The organism is Streptomyces sp. MNU76 (genome assembly GCF_020982545.1).
Lineage (GTDB): Bacteria > Actinomycetota > Actinomycetes > Streptomycetales > Streptomycetaceae > Streptomyces.
This window is the reverse complement of the sequence record NZ_JAJKLK010000019.1, coordinates 176,881-197,702: the sequence shown is the minus strand read 5'-3', so window position 1 is coordinate 197,702 and position 20,822 is coordinate 176,881. Positions and strand designations below refer to the sequence as shown.

The 20,822-nt window shown below is 70.1% G+C and carries 15 protein-coding genes; 8 read left to right on the top strand and 7 right to left on the bottom strand.

The genetic code is table 11. From position 1 onward, the window contains the following. The first annotated feature begins 119 nt into the window (after nt 1-119). Together E4N62_RS27325 and E4N62_RS27320 are read left to right on the top strand one after the other, a co-directional pair. Nucleotides 120-1,043, top strand: coding sequence for a RecB family exonuclease (locus E4N62_RS27325; RefSeq protein ID WP_230218966.1), 924 nt, complete (start codon nt 120-122; stop codon nt 1,041-1,043). 15 nt (nt 1,044-1,058) lie between these two features. Further along, nucleotides 1,059-1,730 (top strand): response regulator transcription factor, encoded by a 672-nt coding sequence (locus tag E4N62_RS27320; RefSeq protein ID WP_230218964.1) that lies wholly within the window; start codon nt 1,059-1,061, stop codon nt 1,728-1,730. A gap of 96 nt (nt 1,731-1,826) precedes the next feature. Here the strand turns inward: E4N62_RS27320 and E4N62_RS27315 are convergent, their stop codons facing one another. The 4 genes from E4N62_RS27315 to metH form a co-directional block, all read right to left on the bottom strand. Beyond that, on the bottom strand, nt 1,827-3,410 hold the full coding sequence (locus E4N62_RS27315; protein WP_230218962.1) for an ABC transporter substrate-binding protein: 1,584 nt from the start codon (nt 3,408-3,410) through the stop codon (nt 1,827-1,829). Between the two features lie 91 nt (nt 3,411-3,501). Beyond that, on the bottom strand, nt 3,502-5,106 hold the full coding sequence (locus tag E4N62_RS27310) for an ABC transporter substrate-binding protein (protein WP_230218960.1): 1,605 nt from the start codon (nt 5,104-5,106) through the stop codon (nt 3,502-3,504). 406 nt (nt 5,107-5,512) lie between these two features. After that, nucleotides 5,513-6,217, bottom strand: a complete 705-nt coding sequence (locus tag E4N62_RS27305) for an HAD family phosphatase (RefSeq protein WP_230218957.1) — start codon at nt 6,215-6,217, stop codon at nt 5,513-5,515. Nucleotides 6,218-6,345: 128 nt separating this feature from the next. Next, nucleotides 6,346-9,873: a methionine synthase gene (gene metH / locus E4N62_RS27300; RefSeq protein WP_230218956.1), complete on the bottom strand. Its 3,528-nt coding sequence runs from the start codon at nt 9,871-9,873 to the stop codon at nt 6,346-6,348. Nucleotides 9,874-10,267: 394 nt separating this feature from the next. Here metH and E4N62_RS27295 point away from each other — a divergent pair, with 394 nt between their 5' ends. From E4N62_RS27295 to E4N62_RS27280, 4 genes are all read left to right on the top strand, one after another. Further along, the gene (locus tag E4N62_RS27295) at nt 10,268-11,032 is read left to right on the top strand and encodes an IclR family transcriptional regulator (protein WP_230218955.1); all 765 of its coding nucleotides are present in this window, start codon (nt 10,268-10,270) and stop codon (nt 11,030-11,032) included. A gap of 551 nt (nt 11,033-11,583) precedes the next feature. Then, entirely contained in the window at nt 11,584-12,381 is a 798-nt protein-coding gene (locus E4N62_RS27290) for an MIP/aquaporin family protein (protein WP_230218954.1), read from the top strand. 100 nt (nt 12,382-12,481) lie between these two features. Next, the gene (glpK, locus tag E4N62_RS27285) at nt 12,482-14,020 is read left to right on the top strand and encodes a glycerol kinase GlpK (protein ID WP_230218953.1); all 1,539 of its coding nucleotides are present in this window, start codon (nt 12,482-12,484) and stop codon (nt 14,018-14,020) included. A gap of 55 nt (nt 14,021-14,075) precedes the next feature. Beyond that, nucleotides 14,076-15,692 carry a glycerol-3-phosphate dehydrogenase/oxidase gene (locus E4N62_RS27280; protein ID WP_230218951.1) on the top strand — a complete coding sequence of 539 codons (1,617 nt, stop codon included), beginning with the start codon at nt 14,076-14,078 and terminating at the stop codon, nt 15,690-15,692. Between the two features lie 148 nt (nt 15,693-15,840). Here E4N62_RS27280 and E4N62_RS27275 read toward each other — a convergent pair whose 3' ends face one another. After that, the gene (locus tag E4N62_RS27275; protein ID WP_230218949.1) at nt 15,841-16,053 is read right to left on the bottom strand and encodes a hypothetical protein; all 213 of its coding nucleotides are present in this window, start codon (nt 16,051-16,053) and stop codon (nt 15,841-15,843) included. Between the two features lie 118 nt (nt 16,054-16,171). Here E4N62_RS27275 and E4N62_RS27270 point away from each other — a divergent pair, with 118 nt between their 5' ends. Both E4N62_RS27270 and E4N62_RS27265 read left to right on the top strand, forming a co-directional pair. Then, the gene (locus E4N62_RS27270; protein WP_230218946.1) at nt 16,172-16,843 is read left to right on the top strand and encodes a FadR/GntR family transcriptional regulator; all 672 of its coding nucleotides are present in this window, start codon (nt 16,172-16,174) and stop codon (nt 16,841-16,843) included. A 158-nt stretch (nt 16,844-17,001) separates the two neighbouring features. Beyond that, nucleotides 17,002-18,018: a PAC2 family protein gene (locus E4N62_RS27265; RefSeq protein WP_230218944.1), complete on the top strand. Its 1,017-nt coding sequence runs from the start codon at nt 17,002-17,004 to the stop codon at nt 18,016-18,018. A 121-nt stretch (nt 18,019-18,139) separates the two neighbouring features. Here the strand turns inward: E4N62_RS27265 and E4N62_RS27260 are convergent, their stop codons facing one another. Together E4N62_RS27260 and mshC are read right to left on the bottom strand one after the other, a co-directional pair. After that, nucleotides 18,140-19,144, bottom strand: coding sequence for an SMP-30/gluconolactonase/LRE family protein (locus E4N62_RS27260; protein ID WP_230218942.1), 1,005 nt, complete (start codon nt 19,142-19,144; stop codon nt 18,140-18,142). Nucleotides 19,145-19,549: 405 nt separating this feature from the next. Continuing rightward, nucleotides 19,550-20,779 carry a cysteine--1-D-myo-inosityl 2-amino-2-deoxy-alpha-D-glucopyranoside ligase gene (mshC, locus tag E4N62_RS27255; protein WP_230218940.1) on the bottom strand — a complete coding sequence of 410 codons (1,230 nt, stop codon included), beginning with the start codon at nt 20,777-20,779 and terminating at the stop codon, nt 19,550-19,552. Nucleotides 20,780-20,822 lie beyond the last annotated feature (43 nt).

Sequence of the window (20,822 nt, the reverse complement as noted above, 5' to 3'; positions counted from 1 at the left end):
CCCTCTGTTTTCCCCCGCGTCGCACGAGGCACACGGGTGTCGGCGGGCGCGGTGTCGGACGGTGGTCGTACGGGCCCCCTGACGGTCACTGTCAGTGGTGGGCCGTATGGTCTGTGGTCATGGAAACCAGCACCGACGGCACCCCCGCCGTTCCCGTGGGTGGCGAGGGCGACCGTCCTGTCGTGCGCGCCGCCGCGCCGCCTGCCTCGCTGTCGCCGTCGCGCGCCGGCGACTTCATGCAGTGTCCGCTGCTGTACCGGTTCCGGGTGATCGACCGGCTGCCGGAGAAGCCGAGCGAGGCGGCGACCCGCGGCACGCTGGTGCACGCGGTGCTGGAAAGACTCTTCGACGCGCCGGCGGCCGAGCGGACGGCGCCGCGGGCCAGGTCGCTGGTGCCGGGGCAGTGGGACCGGCTGCGGGAGACCAGGCCGGAGGTCGCGGAACTGTTCGCGGACGACGCGGAGGGTGAGCGGCTGGCGAACTGGCTGGCGGAGGCCGAGCGGCTGGTGGAGCGCTGGTTCACGCTGGAGGACCCGACGCGGCTGGAGCCCGCCGAGCGGGAGTTGTTCGTCGAGGCGGAGCTGGAGTCGGGGCTCAGGCTGCGCGGGATCATCGACCGGGTCGATGTGGCGCCCACCGGCGAGGTGCGGATCGTCGACTACAAGACGGGGAAGGCGCCGCGACCGGAGTACGCCGAGGGCGCGCTGTTCCAGATGAAGTTCTACGCGCTGGTGGTGTGGCGGCTGAAGCAGGTGGTGCCACGTCGGCTTCAGCTGGTCTACCTGGGCAGTGGGGACGTGCTGACGTACGACCCGGTGGTCGCCGATCTGGAGCGGGTGGAGCGCAAGCTGCTGGCGCTGTGGGAGGCGATCCGGCTGGCCACGGAGACCGGTGACTGGCGGCCCCGGCCGACGAAGCTGTGCGGCTGGTGCGACCACCGGTCGGTGTGCCCGGAGTTCGGTGGGACTCCCCCGCCGTACCCCCTCCAGGTGAGGTCACCGGAGTCGGCCGGCGAGGGGCAGGGCAGAATGGGGCCGGACTAGCCGAAGGAGATTTTCGTGGCCATCCGCGTCCTACTGGTCGACGACCAGCCGCTGCTGCGTACCGGGTTCCGGATGATTCTGGAGGCGGAGCAGGATCTCGCGGTCGTCGGGGAGGCCGGGGACGGCCTCCAGGCGCTCGACCAGGTGCGGGCGCTGCAGCCCGATGTGGTGCTGATGGACATTCGGATGCCCCGGATGGACGGGGTGGAGGCGACCCGTCAGATCACCGGTCCCGGGCGGGACGGTCCGGCCAAGGTGCTGGTGCTGACCACGTTCGATCTGGACGAGTACGTGGTGGAGGCGCTGCGGGCGGGCGCCAGCGGGTTCCTGCTGAAGGACGCGCCGGCCAATGAGCTGGTGCAGGCGATCCGGGTGGTGGCGGGTGGGGAGGCGATGCTCGCGCCCAGCATCACGCGCCGGCTGCTGGACAAGTACGCGGAGCATCTGCCGTCGGGCGAGGAGCCGGTGCCGGACACGCTGCACACACTGACGGACCGTGAGGTCGAGGTGCTGAAGCTGGTGGCCCGGGGGCTGTCGAACGCGGAGATCGCCGCCGACCTGTTCGTCAGCGAGACCACGGTGAAGACGCATGTGGGCCATGTGCTGACGAAGTTGGGGCTGCGGGACCGGGTGCAGGCGGCGGTGTACGCGTACGAGAGCGGGCTGGTGCGCCCCGGCGCGCAGTAGTCGTCGGCAACCTGCGCAACGCCCCGAGGGCGCTCCCTTCTTGTGGAAGGGAGCGCCCTCGGTCGTACGGGGCCGTGGTGTCGGCCCGTGCTCGTGTCAGTCCTTGCTGATCTCCCAGAAGCGGAAGACGGTGGAGGCGTCCAGGCAGTACTCCAGGCCGTAGACGTCGTCGCGGACGACGGCGTACTGCTTGGCCTGCCAGATGGGGATGAGCGGGACGTCGTCGGCGACGATGTTCTGGAGTTCGGCGTACTCCTTCTCCGTGGAGGAGCGCTCGCTCTCGGCGGCGGTCTTCGTGAGGAGTTCACCGGTGATGGTGGAGTTGTCGTAGTTGTTGCCCAGCACGTTGCCCTTGCCGAAGAAGGGGCCGGTGAAGTTGTCGGGGTCCGGGTAGTCGGGGACCCAGCCCTTGACGTACACGCCGTACTTGCCGGCGGCGATGTCCTTCTCGTACCGGTCGAAGGCGACGGACTTCACGTCGGCGTCGAACAGGCCACTGTCGTTGAGCTGCTTGGCGACGGCCTCCAACTCCTGGTCGGTGGAGGGGCCGTAGCGCGACGGGGTGGACCAGAGGGTCAGTTCGACCTTGTCGTTGATGCCGTCGGCGCGGAGCGCGGCCTCGGCCTTGGCCTTGGAGGGGCGGGCGCCGTAGGTGTCGAAGAAGGCCGTGTTGTGGCCGGTGATGCCGGCCGGGATGATCGAGTACAGCGGGGTGGCGGTACCCTGGTAGACCTCGTCGACGAGGGCCTCGCGGTCGAGGAGGTAGGCGATGGCCTGGCGGACGCCGAGCTTGCCGGTGACCGGGTCGTCCATGTTGAAGACGAGGTGCTGGACCTCGGCGCCGGTGCCGTCGACGATCTCGACGCCGCTGGCGGTGGAGGTGTCGGTCTCGATGTCGGAGATGTCGGAGGCGCTGAGGCCGCGGTAGGTGACGTCGAGGTCGTCCTCCAGCAGGGCCTTCTTCAGGGCGTCCTGGTCTCCGTGGAAGAACCTGAGGGTGACGCCGCTGTTCTCGACGTCGGCGGGGCCCTGGTAGTTCTCGTTGACGGTGAAGACGGCCTCGTCCTTGCCGAAGGACTCCAGCTTGTAGGGGCCGGAGCCGACGGCCTTGCCGTCCTTACGGAGTCCGTCGGCGTCGTAGGAGCTCTCGTCGACGATCGAGCCGGCGCCGGAGGCGATCTTGCTGGGGAAGGTGGCGTCGGCGTACTTCAGGTCGAAGCGGACGGTCTTGTCGTCCGGGGTCTCGACCTTGTCGAGCATGGGGAACATGATCGCGGGGCCGGCGTCGTCGTTGATCTTCAGCATGCGGTCGAAGGAGAACTTGACGTCCTTCGCGGTGAGCGCCTCACCGTTGCTGAACTTCAGGCCGTCCTTGAGGGTGCACTCGTAGACCGTGGTGCCGCCCTCCTCGAAGGAGCACTCCTTGGCGAGGTCCGGTTCGGGCTCGGTGGCGCCGTTGGGGAAGCTCAGCAACGACTGGAAGACGTTGTTGAAGAGCAGCCAGGAGCCAGGGTCGTAGCCGGAGGCGGGGTCGGTGGCGAGGACGTCGTCGGACATCCCCACCACGACGTTGGAACCGGAGCCCCCGGATCCCCCCGAGTCGGAGCCGCAACCGGTCAGCAGGCCGGCGGCCAGCCCTGTCGCGATGGTCAGGACAGGCCACTGGGTGCGTATGTTCACGTATGGATGCCTTGTGTCGTCGGTGCATTGCGGGCACTCCGGGCTCCCCCGAGGCCGAACGGCCCCTGCCTGGAGGGATGGTGAGGTCCGGTCAGTCGCTTCTGCCGCGGCCCAGCTCCCAGAGCTGGAGGGTGGAGGCGGCGTTGAGGGCGTACTCGGCGCCGGTGACGTCGTCGCGGGCAGCGACGTACTGCTTGCCCTGCCACAGCGGCAGGATCGGCACGTCGTCGGCGACGATGTCCTGGATGCCGGCGAGGCTCTCGGCGGCGGAGAGACGGTCGGCCGCACGGCGGGACTCGGGGATCAGCTTGCCGCGGATCTCGCTGTTCGCGTAGGGCGAGCCGAGGAAGTTGTCCTTGTCGAGGAAGGGCGCGAGGTAGTTGTCGGCGTCGGGGAAGTCCGGGAACCACCCCATGCCGTAGACCGCGTACTCGCCCTCCTGCTCGGCGGGGCGGAACGTGGACCAGGGGGTGCCCTTGATGGTGACGTCGAACAGGCCACTGTCGTCGAGCTGCTTCTTCAGCACCTCGAACTCCTTCTTCGTGGCGGCGCCGTAGTGGTCGGTCGTGTAGTGGAGGGTCAGCTTCACCGGTGCGGTGACGCCGGCCGTCTCCAGGGTCGACTTCGCCTTGGCGACGTCCGGGTCGCCGTACTTGTTGAAGAAGGAGTTGGAGTGGCCGGTGATGCCGGCGGGGACCAGGGAGAAGAGGGGTTCGGCCTGGGAGCCGTAGACCTTGGCGACGAGTTCGCCGCGGTCGATGACCTCGGCCATGGCCCGGCGGACGGCGGTGCTCCTGACCGGCGAGGCGTCGGTGTTGAAGGCGAGGTAGCGGATCTCCAGGCCGGCGGACTCGACGACGTCGATGTCGCTGTCGGCCGCGTCGGAGAGCTTGGTGATCTGCTCCGGGGTCATGGTGCGGGTCATCAGGTCGACGTCGCCGTTCTTCAGGGCGGTGCCCATGGCGTCGGCGCCGTCGAAGGAGCGCAGCTCGACCTTGTCGTTCTTCGGGTCCAACTGGCCCCTGTAGTGGGGGTTCTTGGTGAACACCGCTCGGACCAGCTCGTTGTTCTCGACCTCGGCGTCCAGGGTGTACGGGCCGGAGCCGTCGACCTGGAAGCCGTCACGCAGCTTGTCCTTGTCGTAGTCGTCCGGGTTGACGATGCCGGCGACGGGTGTGGACAGCTTGTACGGGAGGGTCGCGTCGGGGCTGTTGAGGTGGAAGATCACCTCGTTGTCGCCCTTGGTCTCGACGAGGTCGATGGTGGACAGCAGGGCGAAGACACCGCTGTCGGCCTTGAGGGAGCGGGCCCGGTCGATGGAGAACTTCACGTCCTCGGCGGTGATCGGGTCACCGTCGGCGAACTTCAGACCGTCGCGCAGGGTGCAGGCGTAGCGCTCGTTGCCGGAGTCGGTGAAGGAGCAGCTGGAGGCGGCCTCGGGTTCCGGTTCGCCGTCGCCGCGCGGCTGGACCAGGAGGGTCTGGACGGTCTGGCGGAGGATGTTCCAGGTGCCGACGTCGTACGCGTAGGCCGGGTCGATCGGGGCCGGGGCCTGCTTGGAGGCGGTGAACCGGTCGGTGGTGCCGACGACGATCGCGTCCCCGCCGCCGCCCGCGCTGTCGGTGGCACCGCAGGCGGCGAGTACCGGGGTGAGCAGACCGATCACGGCCGGCAACACCAAGGTCTTGCGGTTCATGCGCGCTTGTTCTCCAAAGCTGGGTTCCAGGACGGGTGCTGGCGGGGTGGTGCGAGCGCGCCCTGGGCAGTACGGCGATGTTCTCGCGTCGAGATTAGCCCGCACGGCCAGAGGGGCCCGCGCGCACCGGAGTTGAGTTCCCATCACGCTGCGGAACCGGGTGTGGACACAAACGATGTAATACCCACGGAATGTTTGGGGCACTGTTCGTCAATCAGGACACAAAGGCGCGCCGAACGCCCCCGAACCGAGGGTTCGGGGGCGTCGGGCGACCACTTCAGAGGCCGCGGTACGTGGTCAACGTCACAGGTGGAAAGGTATTCCCCTGTGTGGGAATTCAGTCATCGCGGCCGGGTGAATTCCCTGTCCCGAGCGGAGTCGCGCGATCTTGGAATTCGTTGCGCTTTCAATTGGCCGTGACCGCCATCAGGCCGCGCAGAAATGGCAGGTCCACCTCTTCCAGCGAGGTCACGACGGTGCGCCGGACGGCGGGGGCGATGGGGGCCACGGACGGGACGGCGACCACATGGCAGCCGGCGGCCTCCGCGGCCGCGACACCGGTGGCGGTGTCCTCGATGACCGCGCACCGGGACGGGTCCGCGCCGAGACCGGAGGCCGCGAGCAGATAGGGGTCGGGGAACGGCTTGGTCCGCTCGACCTCGTCGCCGGCGACGGTCAGCGCGAAGTGCTGGGGGCCGAGCGAGGTCAGGACGCGGTCGATGATGCGCCGGTGCGAGGCGGAGACCAGAGCGGCGGGGACGTCGTGGGCGGCGAGTTCGGCGAGGAGTCTGGAGGCGCCGGGCATCAGCGGCAGCGTGCGCTCGATGCGGGCCTCGAAACCGTCGTTGAGCAGCACCGTGAGCTCGGCGAGCGTGATGTCGGCGCCGGTGGCCTCGACGAGGAAGCCCGCGCTGCGGGTCATGGGTCCGCCGACCACGACATGCCGCCAGGAGTCGTCGAGGGTGTGCCCGAGGCCGGCGAAGACCTCGACCTCCACGTCCCACCAGAAGCCCTCGGTGTCCACCAGGGTGCCGTCCATGTCGAGGAGCACGGCCTGGAGGGCCGAGCCATCGGCCGTACGGGTTCCTGGCGCGGGAATCGTCGTGGTCATCCGGCGCACCTCCTTGGGGGACGAGCAGGCCGGTTCCCGGGTGGGGAACCGGCCTGCGGTGGACCGACCAGTCTACGACGCCGCGCGCGGAAGCGCCTTTCGCCAGGGTCGCCCCCCTGGCCGGGGCCTTATCGCGCGTTGAAGTACTTGGCTTCGGGGTGGTGGATGACGATGGCGTCGGTGGACTGCTCGGGGTGGAGCTGGAACTCCTCCGAGAGCTGGACGCCGATCCGCTCGGGCTCGAGGAGCTGCGCGATCTTGGCGCGGTCCTCCAGGTCGGGGCAGGCGCCGTAGCCGAGGGAGAAGCGGGCGCCCCGGTACTTGAGGTCGAACATGTCCTCGATCGCGGCCGGGTCCTCGCCGGCGAAGCCGAGCTCGGAGCGGACGCGGGCGTGCCAGTACTCGGCGAGGGCTTCGGCCAACTGCACGGACAGGCCGTGGAGTTCGAGGTAGTCGCGGTAGGAGTTGGCCTCGAAGAGCTTGGCGGTCTCCTCGCCGATGCGGGAGCCGACGGTGACGACCTGCAGGCCCACCACGTCGATCTCGCCGGACTCCTCGGGGCGGAAGAAGTCGGCCAGGCAGAGCCTGCGACCGCGGCGCTGGCGCGGGAAGGAGAACCGGGTCCGCTCGTTGCCGTCGTCGTCCAGGATGATCAGGTCGTCGTCCTTGGACACGCAGGGGAAGTAGCCGTAGACGACGGCCGCCTCCAGCAGGTTCTCGGTCTGGAGCCGGTCCAGCAGGCCGCGCAGCCGGGGCCGGCCCTCGCTCTCCACGAGCTGCTCGTAGGTGGGGCCCTCGCCGGTGCGGGCCTGCTTCAGGCCCCACTGGCCCTTGAACAGGGCGCCCTCGTCCAGCCAGCTCGCGTACTCCTTGAGCTGGATGCCCTTGACCACACGCGTGCCGCGGAACGGCGGGGTGGGCACGGGGTTGTCGGTGGCGACGTCGGAGCGGACGTGGCCCTCCTCGGGGCGGTCCTCCACGACGGTGGCCGCGGCCACGGGGCGCACCCGGCGCTGCCGCAGCTCGGGCAACTGAGCGCCCGGGACCCCGCGCTTGACACCGATGAGGGCGTCCATCAGGCGCAGGCCCTCGAAGGCGTCACGGGCGTAGCGGACCTCGCCCTCGTAGATCTCGTGCAGGTCCTGCTCGACATACGCCCTGGTCAGTGCGGCGCCGCCGAGGATGACGGGGTAGTCGGCGGCCAGGCCGCGCTGGTTGAGCTCCTCCAGGTTCTCCTTCATGATCACCGTGGACTTGACCAGCAGGCCGGACATGCCGATGACGTCGGCGCGGTGCTCGGCGGCGGCGTCCAGGATCGCGGAGACCGGCTGCTTGATGCCGAGGTTGACGACGTTGTAGCCGTTGTTGGACAGGATGATGTCGACGAGGTTCTTGCCGATGTCGTGGACGTCGCCGCGGACGGTCGCCAGCACGATGGTGCCCTTGCCCTCGGCGTCCGACTTCTCCATGTGCGGTTCGAGGTGGGCCACGGCGGACTTCATGACCTCGGCGGACTGCAGCACGAACGGCAGCTGCATCTGGCCGGAGCCGAAGAGCTCACCGACGACCTTCATGCCGTCCAACAGCGTGTCGTTGACGATGTCGAGGGCGGCGCGGGTCTGAAGCGCCTCGTCGAGGTCGGCCTCCAGACCGTTCTTCTCGCCGTCGATGATGCGGCGCTTGAGGCGCTCCTCCAGCGGCAGGGCGGCCAGCTCCTCGGCCTTACCCGCCTTCAGGGACTTGGCGGTGGCGCCCTCGAACAGCGCCATCAGCTTCTGCAGTGGGTCGTAGCCCTCGGCACGGCGGTCGTGGATCAGGTCGAGCGCCGTCTGCACCTCCTCCTCGCTGAAGCGGGCGATGGGCAGGATCTTGGAGGCGTGGACGATGGCCGAGTCCAGGCCGGCCTTCACGCACTCGTCGAGGAAGACGGAGTTCAGCAGGATGCGGGCGGCCGGGTTCAGGCCGAAGGAGATGTTCGACAGGCCCAGGGTGGTCTGCACGTCCGGGTGGCGGCGCTTGAGCTCGCGGATCGCCTCGATGGTGGCGACGCCGTCCTTGCGGGACTCCTCCTGACCGGTACAGATGGTGAAGGTCAGGGTGTCGATGAGGATGTCCGACTCGTGGATACCCCAGTTGCCGGTCAGGTCGTCGATGAGCCGTTCGGCGATCTCGACCTTCTTTTCCGGGCTGCGGGCCTGGCCCTCCTCGTCGATGGTCAGCGCGATCAGCGCGGCGCCGTGCTCCTGCGCCAGACGGGTCACCTTCGCGAAACGGGACTCGGGGCCGTCGCCGTCCTCGTAGTTGACCGAGTTGATCACGGCCCGGCCGCCGAGCTTCTCCAACCCGGCCCGGATGACGTCCACTTCGGTGGAGTCCAGGACGATGGGCAGGGTGGAGGCGGTGGCGAAGCGGCCGGCGAGTTCGGCCATGTCGGCCACCCCGTCACGGCCCACGTAGTCGACGCAGAGGTCGAGCATGTGGGCGCCCTCGCGGATCTGGTCGCGGGCCATCTCCACGCAGTCGTCCCAGCGGGCCTCCAGCATGGCCTCGCGGAACTTCTTCGACCCGTTGGCGTTCGTCCGCTCACCGATCGCCATGTACGAGGTGTCCTGACGGAACGGCACGCTCTGGTAGAGGGAGGCCGCACCGGGCTCCGGGCGCGGGTCGCGGCCGGTGGGGGTGAGGTCCCGGACGCGCTCGACGACCTGGCGCAGGTGCTCGGGGGTGGTGCCGCAGCAGCCGCCGACGAGGGAGAGACCGTACTCGCGGACGAAGTTCTCCTGGGCGTCCGCCAGCTCCGGCGCGGTCAGCGGGTAGTGGGCGCCGTCCTTGGTCAGCACCGGCAGTCCGGCGTTGGGCATGCAGGACAGCTGGATGCGGGAGTGGCGGGCCAGATGGCGCAGGTGCTCGCTCATCTCGGCCGGGCCGGTGGCACAGTTCAGGCCGATCATGTCGATGCCGAGCGGCTCCAGGGCCGTCAGCGCGGCGCCGATCTCGGAGCCCAGGAGCATGGTGCCGGTGGTCTCGACCGTCACCGAGACGATCAGGGGGACCTCGTATCCGGCGGTCTCCATGGCGCGGCGGGCGGCGATGACGGAGGCCTTGGTCTGCAGCAGGTCCTGGGTGGTCTCCACCAGGAGCGCGTCGGCGCCGCCGGCCAGCAGGCCCTCGGCGTTCTGCTGGTAGGCGTCACGGATGGCGGTGAACGTGGTGTGGCCGAGGGTGGGCAGCTTGGTGCCGGGGCCGATGGAGCCGAGCACCCAGCGCTGCCGTCCGTCGCGGGCGGCGTACTCGTCGGCCGTCTCGCGGGCGATGCGGGCGCCGGCCTCGGACAGCTCGGCGGTGCGTTCGGGGATGTCGTACTCGCCCAGTGCGGTGAGGTTGGCGCCGAAGGTGTTGGTCTCCACGCAGTCGACGCCCGCGTCGAAGTACGCGGCGTGCACGGAGCGGACGATGTCGGGGCGGGTGACGTTGAGGACCTCGTTGCAGCCCTCCAGCTGCTGGAAGTCCTCCAGTGTGGGGTCCTGCGCCTGGAGCATCGTGCCCATCGCGCCGTCGGCGACCACCACACGGGTGGCGAGGGCCTCCCGGAGGGCCTCGGATCGGGCCCGGCCTGCGGCGGCGGACGTGAGGGACGTGTTCGGCGACGAGGCCATGGAGCTGCTCCCTGGAGTGCGACGGCTGTCGGCTTTGCGGCTTCCCACGGAAGGCGCACGCGGCAAGCGTAGCCCGGAGCGGCACGGATGGTCAGGGGCGTCCACGGGGCGGACCGGCGTGGCGCACCCGCTCGGGTGCGGTTTACTCCGACGACGAGAACAACGACGGACACCGTTCCGGCACCCTTCGGACACCGCGCGGACGCATCGGGCACACCGCGGGCACCGGACGGACACCGCGGGGCACGAGAATGCCACCGCACGGTGCGCGTGGCCGAAAAGCTGGTGACGGCCATTAGCGAGAGGGCGGCAACGACCGGTAGTGTTCGACATTGCCGAACGATGGAAGTTTCAGTCGCGTACGGCGGCCGAAGGGGACGGAGGCAGGACGGCGATGGCACGGAACATCCAGTCGCTCGAACGGGCGGCCGCGATGCTGCGCCTGCTCGCGGGCGGCGAACGGCGGCTCGGCCTGTCGGACATCGCCTCGTCGCTGGGCCTCGCCAAGGGCACCGCCCACGGCATACTGCGCACGCTCCAGCAGGAGGGGTTCGTCGAGCAGGACGACGCCTCGGGGCGCTACCAGTTGGGGGCCGAGCTGCTGCGGCTCGGGACCACCTACCTCGACGTCCACGAGCTGCGGGCGCGCGCCCTGGTCTGGACGGACGACCTGGCCCGGTCCAGCGGCGAAAGCGTCCACCTCGGGGTGCTGCACCAGCAGGGCGTGCTGATCGTGCACCACGTCTTCCGGCCCGACGACAGCCGGCAGGTCCTGGAGATAGGCGCCATGCAGCCCCTGCACTCCACGGCCCTGGGCAAGGTCCTGTCGGCCTACGACCCGGTGGCGCACAGCGAGGTGCTGGAGAGCGAGCGCAAGGCGTTCACCGACCGGACCGTGCACGCGCTGTCCGACTTCGAGGGCGTCCTGGACCTCACCCGCGCCCGCGGGTACGCGGCCGACGTCGAGGAGACCTGGGAGGGCGTGGCGTCCATCGCCGCCCCCATCCACGACCGGCGGCGGATGCCCGTCGGCGCGGTCGGCATCACCGGCGCCGTGGAGCGGCTGTGCCGCGACGGAGAGCTGCGCCCCGAGCTGATCGCGGCCGTACGGGACTGCGCCCGCGCGGTGTCGCGGGACCTGGGCGCCGGGCGGTTCTGACCCCTTCCGTACGACACGGCGAAGGCCGGGACACGGTGACGTGTCCCGGCCTTCGCCGTACCCCGCGTACGCGCCTTTGACGCCCTCGCCTGCGTGAACGCAGGCGATTCCGGTCAGCACCGCTACGCGGCGCCACCTCGGGTTCCTGCTTCACGGGCCCCTGCCACCCGAAGGTGGTCCTACAAGGCCTCCACAGGCCTGACTTCCCGCCCGTCCGGCGGCAGGTCCGCCAACCACGTTGTCGGACAAAGCGACATTAGCAGCGGCGCTGCGCCCCTACGGGACACCGAGGCGAGGAGGCCCTACACCTCCACCCTGAAGACTGGATCACTGGACAAGTGTTCGGCAGCAGCCGCCCCAAGATCGACGGGCCTGTTCGATCAATAACGATCGCGTTTTCGACAACCCAGCTCTTGACGTGCCCGTAACGCCGGAGCAAGACTCCCGTCCATCGGTCGACATTGTCGAACACCTACCGGCAATACGCGCTAGAGTGTGACAACGCCAAGGGCCGAACTCTTTCCCCTGGACGAAGGACAAAGGAGTCGCGGGTGTCCAGCTCCGACATCTTCATCGGCGAGACCATCGGTACCGCCCTACTCATCCTGCTCGGCGGCGGCGTCTGCGCGGCCGTCACCCTGAAGGCCTCCAAGGCCCGTAACGCCGGTTGGCTCGCCATCACCTTCGGGTGGGGTTTTGCCGTTCTCACCGCCGTCTACACCTCCGCACCGCTCTCCGGCGCCCACATCAACCCGGCCGTCACCCTCGCGCTCGCGCTGAAGAAGGACGGCATCGAGTGGGGCGACGTCCCGATCTACTGGGGCGGGCAGCTGCTCGGCGCCATGATCGGTGCCGCTCTGGTCTGGATCGCCTACTACGGACAGTTCCACGCCCACCTCACCGACGAGGAGATCGTCGGAGACGCGGAGACACAGGCCAAGGCCAAGTCGATCGAGGCCCGGGAGAAGGGCGCCGGCCCCGTGCTGGGCATCTTCTCCACCGGCCCGGAGGTCCGCAACGCGGTCCTGAACGTCGCCACCGAGGTCATCGGCACCGTCGTGCTGGTGCTGGCGGTCCTCACACAGGGTCTGAACGACTCGGGCAAGGGCCTCGGCACCCTCGGTGCCCTGATCACCTCCCTCGTCGTGGTCTCCATCGGTCTGTCCCTCGGCGGCCCGACCGGTTACGCGATCAACCCGGCCCGTGACCTCGGTCCGCGCATCGTGCACGCCCTGCTGCCCCTGCCCAACAAGGGCGGGTCGGACTGGAGCTACGCCTGGGTCCCGGTGGTCGGCCCGCTGATCGGTGCCGCCATCGCCGCAGGCCTCTACAACGTCGCATTCGCCTGAGAAACCCGTTGAGCCGCCGTTCCACGGACCCGTCCCGCGGAACGCTCAGCACGCGCCGTACGTACAGCCCGTTGACCAGTTGACCTTTCAGGAGCACACCGTGACCGACGCCCACACCGCCGGCCCCTTCATCGCCGCGATCGACCAGGGCACGACCTCGTCCCGCTGCATCGTCTTCGACCGCGACGGACGCATCGTCTCCGTCGACCAGAAGGAGCACGAGCAGATCTTCCCGAAGCCGGGCTGGGTCGAGCACGACGCCACCGAGATCTGGACGAACGTCCAGGAGGTCGTCGCCGGGGCCATCGAGAAGGCCGGCATCACCCGCGACGACATCAAGGCCATCGGCATCACCAATCAGCGCGAGACCACGCTGCTCTGGGACAAGAACACCGGTGAGCCCGTCCACAACGCCATCGTCTGGCAGGACACCCGCACCGACGCCCTCTGCCGCGAGCTCGGCCGCAACGTCGGCCAGGACCGGTTCCGCCGTGAGACCGGCCTGCCGCTGGCCTCGTACTTCGCCGGTCCGAAGGCCCGCTGGCTGCTCGACAACGTCGACGGCCTGCGGGAGCGCGCCGAGGCCGGCGACATCCTCTTCGGCACCATGGACACCTGGGTCATCTGGAACCTGACGGGCGGTGTGAACGGCGGCAAGCACTACACCGACGTCACCAACGCCTCCCGCACCATGCTGATGAACCTGCACACGCTGGAGTGGGACGAGAAGATCGCCGAGTCCATCGGCGTCCCGCTGTCGATGCTCCCGGAGATCCGCTCCTCCGCCGAGGTCTACGGCGAGGTCACCGGCGGCCGCCTCGGCGACCTGCTCGGCGGCATCCCGGTCGCCTCCGCGCTCGGCGACCAGCAGGCGGCCCTGTTCGGCCAGACCTGCTTCGAGGAGGGCGAGGCCAAGTCCACGTACGGCACCGGCACGTTCATGCTGCTGAACACCGGTGAGAAGATCATCAACTCCTACAGCGGCCTGCTGACCACGGTCGGCTACCGGATCGGCGACCAGAAGCCGGTCTACGCCCTGGAGGGCTCGATCGCCGTCACCGGCTCGCTGGTGCAGTGGATGCGCGACCAGATGGGGCTCATCTCCACCGCCGCCGAGATCGAGACGCTCGCGCTCACGGTCGAGGACAACGGCGGCGCGTACTTCGTGCCGGCCTTCTCCGGTCTGTTCGCCCCGTACTGGCGCTCCGACGCCCGCGGTGTGATCGCCGGTCTCACCCGGTACGTCACCAAGGCGCACCTCGCGCGCGCCGTCCTGGAGGCCACCGCCTGGCAGACCCGTGAGATCACGGACGCCATGACCAAGGACTCGGGCGTGGAGCTCGCGGCCCTCAAGGTCGACGGCGGCATGACCTCCAACAACCTGCTGATGCAGACGCTCTCGGACTTCCTGGACGCCCCCGTGGTCCGTCCGATGGTCGCCGAGACCACCTGCCTCGGCGCCGCCTACGCCGCCGGTCTCGCCGTCGGCTTCTGGACCAGCACCGACGACCTGCGCGCCAACTGGCGCCGGGCCGCCGAGTGGACCCCCCGGATGGACGCGGAGACCCGCGACCGTGAGTACAAGAGCTGGCTCAAGGCCGTCGAGCGGACCATGGGCTGGATCGAGGACGAGAGCTGAGCGGGGCCCTCGAGGGCTCCGAACATCCGGCTCTGATGAGGAGTAAGAACCCGACATGACCAGTCAGACCACCCTGCAGACCCTGCCTGCCCTGGGGACGCGCCCGGCGTCCGGCTCGAACCCGAGCCGTGCCGAGACCCGGGAGCAGCTCGCCAAGGCGTCGTACGACCTCCTCGTGATCGGCGGCGGCATCCTGGGCATCTCCACCGCCTGGCACGCCGCGCAGTCCGGGCTCAGGGTGGCTCTGGTCGACGCCGGCGACTTCGCCGGCGCCACCTCCTCCGCCTCCTCCAAGCTGCTCCACGGCGGTCTGCGCTACCTGCAGACCGGCGCGGTGAAGCTGGTGGCGGAGAACCACTTCGAGCGCCGTGCGGTCTCCCGCCAGGTGGCCCCCCACCTGGCGAACCCGCTCACGTTCTACCTCCCCGTGTACAAGGGCGGGCCGCACGGCGCGGCGAAGCTCGGGGCGGGCGTCTTCGCCTACTCCGCGCTCTCCGCTTTCGGTGACGGCGTCGGCCACCTCCTCTCCCCCGCCAAGGCGGCGCAGGACGTGCCCGAGCTACGCACCGACAACCTCAAGGCCGTGGCCGTGTACGGCGACGACCAGATGAACGACTCCCGGATGGCGCTGATGACGGTCCGCGCGGCCGTCGAGTCGGGCGCGGTGGTCCTGAACCACGCCGAGGTCACCGGGCTGCGCTTCACCAAGGGCCGGGTCACCGGCGCGGAGCTGCGTGACCGGCTGTCCGGGGACGAGTTCGGCGTCGACGCGCGGCTGGTGCTGAACGCGACCGGTCCGTGGGTCGACCACCTGCGCCGGATGGAGAACCCGAACGCGGCCCCCTCCATCCGTCTCTCCAAGGGCGCGCACCTGGTGCTGAAGCGGACGGCTCCCTGGAAGGCCGCGCTCGCCACCCCCATCGACAAGTACCGCATCACCTTCGCCCTCCCGTGGGAGGACATGCTGCTGCTCGGTACGACCGACGAGATGTACGAGGGCGACCCGGCGGACGTCGCGGTCACCGAGAAGGACATAGCGCAGATCCTGGACGAGGCCGCCTTCTCCATCCGCGACCAGCAGCTCTCCCGCGACCTCATCACCTACTCCTTCGCCGGTCTGCGGGTGCTGCCGGGCGGGCCCGGTGACACCGCGAAGGCCAAGCGGGAGACGGTCGTCACCGAGGGTCGGGGCGGCATGCTGTCCGTCGCGGGCGGCAAGTGGACGACGTTCCGGCACATCGGCCGCACCATCATGAAGAAGCTGGAGGCGCTGCCCGGGCACCCGCTGGGCGAGGACTTCGAGCCGGTCTCCGCGCTGCCGAAGAAGCTGCCCCTGCCGGGTGTCGCCAACCCGCGCGCGGTCGCCCACCGGCTGCTGGTGGACCGTCCGGCCCCGGGCCCGCGGATGGGTGCCGACACGGCGCGGCACCTGGCCACGCACTACGGTTCCCTGGCCTTCGACATCGCCCGTCTGGCCAACGAGAACCCCGAGCTGGGCGAGCGCGTCCACCCCGACGCGCCCGAGATCTGGGCGCAGGTCGTCTACGCCCGCGACACCGAGTGGGCCGAGACGGCCGACGACGTCCTGCGGCGCCGGACGACGCTGACGATACGGGGCCTGGCGACGGACGAGATCCGTACGAAGGTCCAGGACGTGCTCGACAAGAAGTGACCGACTCTCGGCCCGGCCCCTCCCCTGACCGGGGCCGGCGCCGAGCGGGACGGCCCCCTCCGCTCTGGGGCCGGACCATGCGAAGGGGCGGCTCCCTCTCCTGGGAGCCGCCCCTTCGCGTCTGCCCGGACGATGCTCCTCCCGCCTGTCACCCGCGGACGACGAGGCACTGGACGGCGGAGACCAGGGCGTCGACGTCACGGACCTCGACCGTCTCGGTGCGCTGCGGCATGACCTCGAAGAACCGCCCGGAATCACGAGGGGCGGTGCCGCGGTCGTTTCCCTCCGCCGTGCCGCCCGCGAGGCGGCGGCCCGGCCGACCTGAGGGGCTTTGGCCGAAGAGACACGCCGGAGGCTTCATAATGGCCTGATACATCGGATGTCTGAACGACCGGATCAGCCGGAGCGACCGGAACGGCCGGAGCAACTAGAACGGCCGGAACGATCGGAACGTCCTGACACGACGAGGAGGGGCCGCCATGGCAGTCACCGACGAGGCGATCGAGAAGATCAAGGGCATGATCATCTCCGGCGCGCTGCGCCCCGGCGACCGGCTGCCCAAGGAGAGCGAGCTCGCCGCCGACCTCGGGCTGTCCCGCAACTCCCTGCGCGAGGCCGTGCGCGCCCTGTCGTTGATCCGCATCCTGGACGTGCGGCAGGGCGACGGCACCTATGTGACCAGTCTCGATCCGCAACTCCTGCTGGAGGCGCTGAGCTTCGTCGTCGACTTCCACCGCGACGACACGGTCCTGGAGTTCCTCGCCGTACGCCGGATACTCGAACCGGCGGCGACGGCGATGGCCGCCTTGAAGATCAGCGAGCAGCAACTGGACTCCTTGGGGGCCCAGTTGGACAAGCTCGGCACTGATCCGTCGGTGGAGGAGCTGGTCGCCGGCGACCTGGAGTTCCACCGGGGCATCGTGCAAGCCTCAGGGAACTCCGTGCTCTGCTCGCTGCTCGACGGCCTCTCGGGCCCCACCACACGGGCCCGCATCTGGCGCGGACTGACCCAGGAAGACGCCGTCAGCCGGACCCTGCACGAGCACCGGGCCATCCTGGCCGCCCTGCGCGACCGCGACGCCGACGCCGCGCGCTCCTGGGCGACGGTGCACATCGCGAGCGTGGAACAGTGGCTGCGATCGTCGCTGTGAGAAGTTGATCACCTGATGCTCCGGCCGCCGGCGCGTGTTTGAGCCGTGCGAACGGGGCAGTGATCCGTTCACTCCCCCGTGCAAGGGGGCTGCGGAGGCCCCCTCGGCACGCCGTAAGGTTGGGGCGTACGCGAGGGCACGTCGGAAGGAGGCGCTGGGTGATCGAGCTGGAGGGGGTTCCCGAGCTGATCGACCCAGTGATGGTGGCCGCGTTCGAAGGCTGGAACGACGCCGGCGACGCCGCCTCCACCGCGGTCGCGCATCTGGACCGGGAATGGAAGGGCGAGGTGTTCGCGGCGCTGGACGCCGAGGACTACTACGACTTCCAGGTGAACCGTCCCACGGTGTGGCTGGACGGCGGGGTACGGAAGATCACCTGGCCGACGACAAGGTTGTCGGTGGTCAGGGTGGGCGGCGACAAGCCCCGCGATCTCGTACTCGTCCGGGGTATCGAGCCGTCCATGCGCTGGCGCTCGTTCTGCAACGAGCTGCTGGGCTTCGCCCATGAGCTGGGCGTGGAGCTGGTGGTCGTGCTGGGCGCGCTGCTCGGCGACACCCCGCACACGCGTCCGGTCCCGGTCAGCGGTGTCACGTCCGACCCGGACCTGGCGCAGCGGATGGACCTGGAGGAGACCAAGTACGAGGGCCCCACGGGCATCGTCGGCATCCTCCAGGAGGCGTGCACGCACGCCGGTGTCCCCGCGGTCTCGCTCTGGGCGGCGGTGCCGCACTACGTGTCGCAGCCACCGAACCCCAAGGCGACGCTGGCCCTCCTGAACCGCCTGGAGGACCTCATCGACGTACGCATCCCGCTGGGCGAGCTGCCCGAGGACGCGCGCGCCTGGCAGGTGGGCGTGGACCAGCTGGCGGCGGAGGACAGCGAGGTCGCCGAGTACGTGCAGACGCTGGAGGAGGCCCGGGACACGGCGGAGCTGCCGGAGGCGTCGGGCGAGGCGATCGCTCGCGAGTTCGAGCGGTATCTGCGGCGCCGTGACGGTGGGCCCGGCTCCGCCGGTCCGGCCGGGGGGCATGCCACGGCTGACGGGGGTGACGCGGGGGCCGGTGCGTGGAACCCGAAGGAGAACCCCGGTGGCCGTACACGGCCGCCGAAGCCGGCTCGGCCTGACGCCGCCGACGAGAGCGAGGGCGACGCCGAGGATTCGTCGGAGGAGTAGCGCTCCGGGGGATGCCGTTGCTGTGACGCTGCGCGCGCTCTGCGGGTTTGTTGTGGCTGGTCGCGCAGTTCCCCGCGCCCCTTTCAGGGCGCGGGGCAATGCACCGGGAGTTGTCAGGCGCTCAGCATTTGATCGACACCACCGCGTACGTCGTGTCCGGGGTCGGAGTGGTCGTGAAGCGGGCGTTGGGCAGGTACAGGCGGTTCTTGTGGGCCGCGACCGTCGTCGGGACGTCGAAGTCGGCGTCGCTGAGGCGGCCCTCGAAGATGCCGCTGCGGCCGTCGGCCGAGAGGTGGAACACGTCGATCGCGTTCTGCCGGTTCTGCACCACGTAGAGCCGCCGGCCGAGCAGCAGCAGGCCGTCGCCGTTGGCGAGGGGGGCCGCGTCGCCCAGGTCGACGAGGGTCGTGACGCCCGTCCTCGGGTTGACCCGGTGGAGTCCGCCCACGCCGGACTGGACGACCAGGAGGGCCTTGCCGTCCGGGGTGCGGGTGATGCCGTTGGCGTTGACCGTCTCGCCCGGCGTCTGGGTCCAGGCACCGCTCAGGGATACCGTGACGACCTCGTCCGGACCCGACAGCCGGCCGTCACGGCCGAGCGGCAGGGCGTAGAGGGCGGGCTGGAACGAGTCGGTGAACCAGGCCGCGCCCGGGGTGAGGAAGACGTCGTTGGCGAAGGTCGGCGTCCTGGTGGTGAGCGTGTACGAGGCGATGATCGCGCCGGTACGGACGTCCACCACCCGGGCGCCCTGGCCGCGCCCGGCGACGAACAGCCGCCCCCGGTCGTCGAGTTTGAGCCCCACGGAGGGCGTACCGGGGCCCGCCGAGACGACGCGGCCCGCGCCGGTGCGCAGGTCGACGCGGTAGATCGAGCCGTCGCCCAGGGAGCCGAGGTAGGCGTAGGGGCCGGTGCCGATGGTGATGCCCTCGGGGCGGAAGCCGTTCGGCAGGGGGATGACGTCGGGCCACGGGTCCCCGGTGGCCGAGCCGGTGGCGGAGGCGGTGGACGCGGCGGAGGCCCCGACGAGCAGCGCGCCGGCGGTCGCGGCCGACGTCGTGAGCAGTCTTCGCCTACTGAGGTGGGGGTGGGGCGAGCCGAGAGGGAGTGCGGGGGAGCGGGGTGCCACTGTGCGTCCCTTCCACGAAGGGACCGGCAGCTGGCCGGTCCGGCTTCAACTGACGTCTGTCACCCCATCACATGCCGACCGGCCCCGCAGCCCTTCGCCCGTCGACCGACAGCGCCTTGACAGCCCGGGGACGACGCGCGGCCGGGATGGTGACGGTCCGGTCGGCTCGGCCGATCAGCTCCTCCCCCGCACCCCGAACTGCTGTTCTGACACCGCGTCTTCGTGTCCGGCGGGGCGGGATCCCGCCGCCCGCCCCGCGAGCGGCCCTGCCGCATGGCGACGGGGCGCGTCCTCCGGTCGGAGGACGCGCCCCGTCGATGTCCCTCCGGCGCGCGTGGCGTGGGCGACGCGTGTGCCGGGGTCGTTCTTCGGTGACGCCTGTGCAGAGTCGTTACTGCAACGGCTTCACAGGGCCACGCCGAGGAGCGCGTCCACGGCGCGCGACACCACACCGGGCGCGCCCTCGTCCGTGCCGCCCCGCTCCTGCTGGAGGGCGGCCCAGCGGTCGACCGCGGCGAGCGCGGTGGGCGCGTCCAGGTCGTTCGCGAGGGCCTCGCGCATCTCCTCGACCAGGGCCTCGGCGGGCGGTCCGTCGGGCCGCGAGACGGCGGCGCGCCACCGGTCGAGGCGGGCCACGGCGTCCTGGAGCACCTGATCGGTCCACTCCCAGTCGGAGCGGTAGTGGTGGGCGAGGAGCGCGAGCCGTATCGCGGCCGGGTCGACCCCGTCGCGGCGGAGCGCGGAGACGAAGACCAGGTTGCCCTTGGACTTCGACATCTTCTCGCCGTGCAGCGCGACCATCCCGGCGTGGACGTACGCCTTGGCCATGGGGAACTCGCCCGTCAGCGCCTGCGCGTGCGAGGCGCCCATCTCGTGGTGCGGGAAGGCGAGGTCGGAGCCGCCGCCCTGCACGTCGAAGCCCATGCCGAGGTGGTCGAGGGCGATGGCGACGCACTCGATGTGCCAGCCGGGCCTGCCGCGTCCGAGGGAGCCGCCGTCCCAGCTGGGCTCGCCCTCTCGGGCGGCCATCCAGAGCATGGGGTCGAGGGGGTTCTTCTTGCCCGGCCGGTCCGGATCGCCGCCGCGCTCGGCGGAGAGCAGCCGCATCGTGGCCGCGTCGAGGCGCGAGACCTTGCCGAAGTCCGGGTCGGACTCGACGGAGAAGTAGATGTCCCCTTCGAGTTCGTACGCGGCGCCGGAGTCACGGAGCCGTTCGACGAGCGGAACGATGCCGGGGATGGCCTCGACCGCGCCGATGTAGTGGCGGGGCGGGAGCATCCGCAGGGCGGTCATGTCCTCGCGGAAGAGGGCGGTCTCCTTCTCGGCGAGGGCCACCCAGTCGATGGCGTCGCGCTCGGCCCGCTCCAGCAGGGGGTCGTCGACGTCCGTCACGTTCTGGACGTAGTGAACCTGCCGCTTGGTGTCGAGCCACACGCGCTGAACGAGGTCGAACGCGTTGTAGGTCGCCGCGTGACCCATGTGGGTCGCGTCGTACGGGGTGATACCGCAGACGTAGATACGGGCGACGGGACCGGGGTCAAGGGTGATGAGCCCATCGGTCGCGGTGTCGTGGATCCGAAGGTCGCGGCCCTTGCCGGGCAGGGCGGGGACCTCAGAAGCGGGCCAGGCATGCATGCCACGAGCCTAACCCGATCGCTGCGCGGCTATGCCGGGCGCC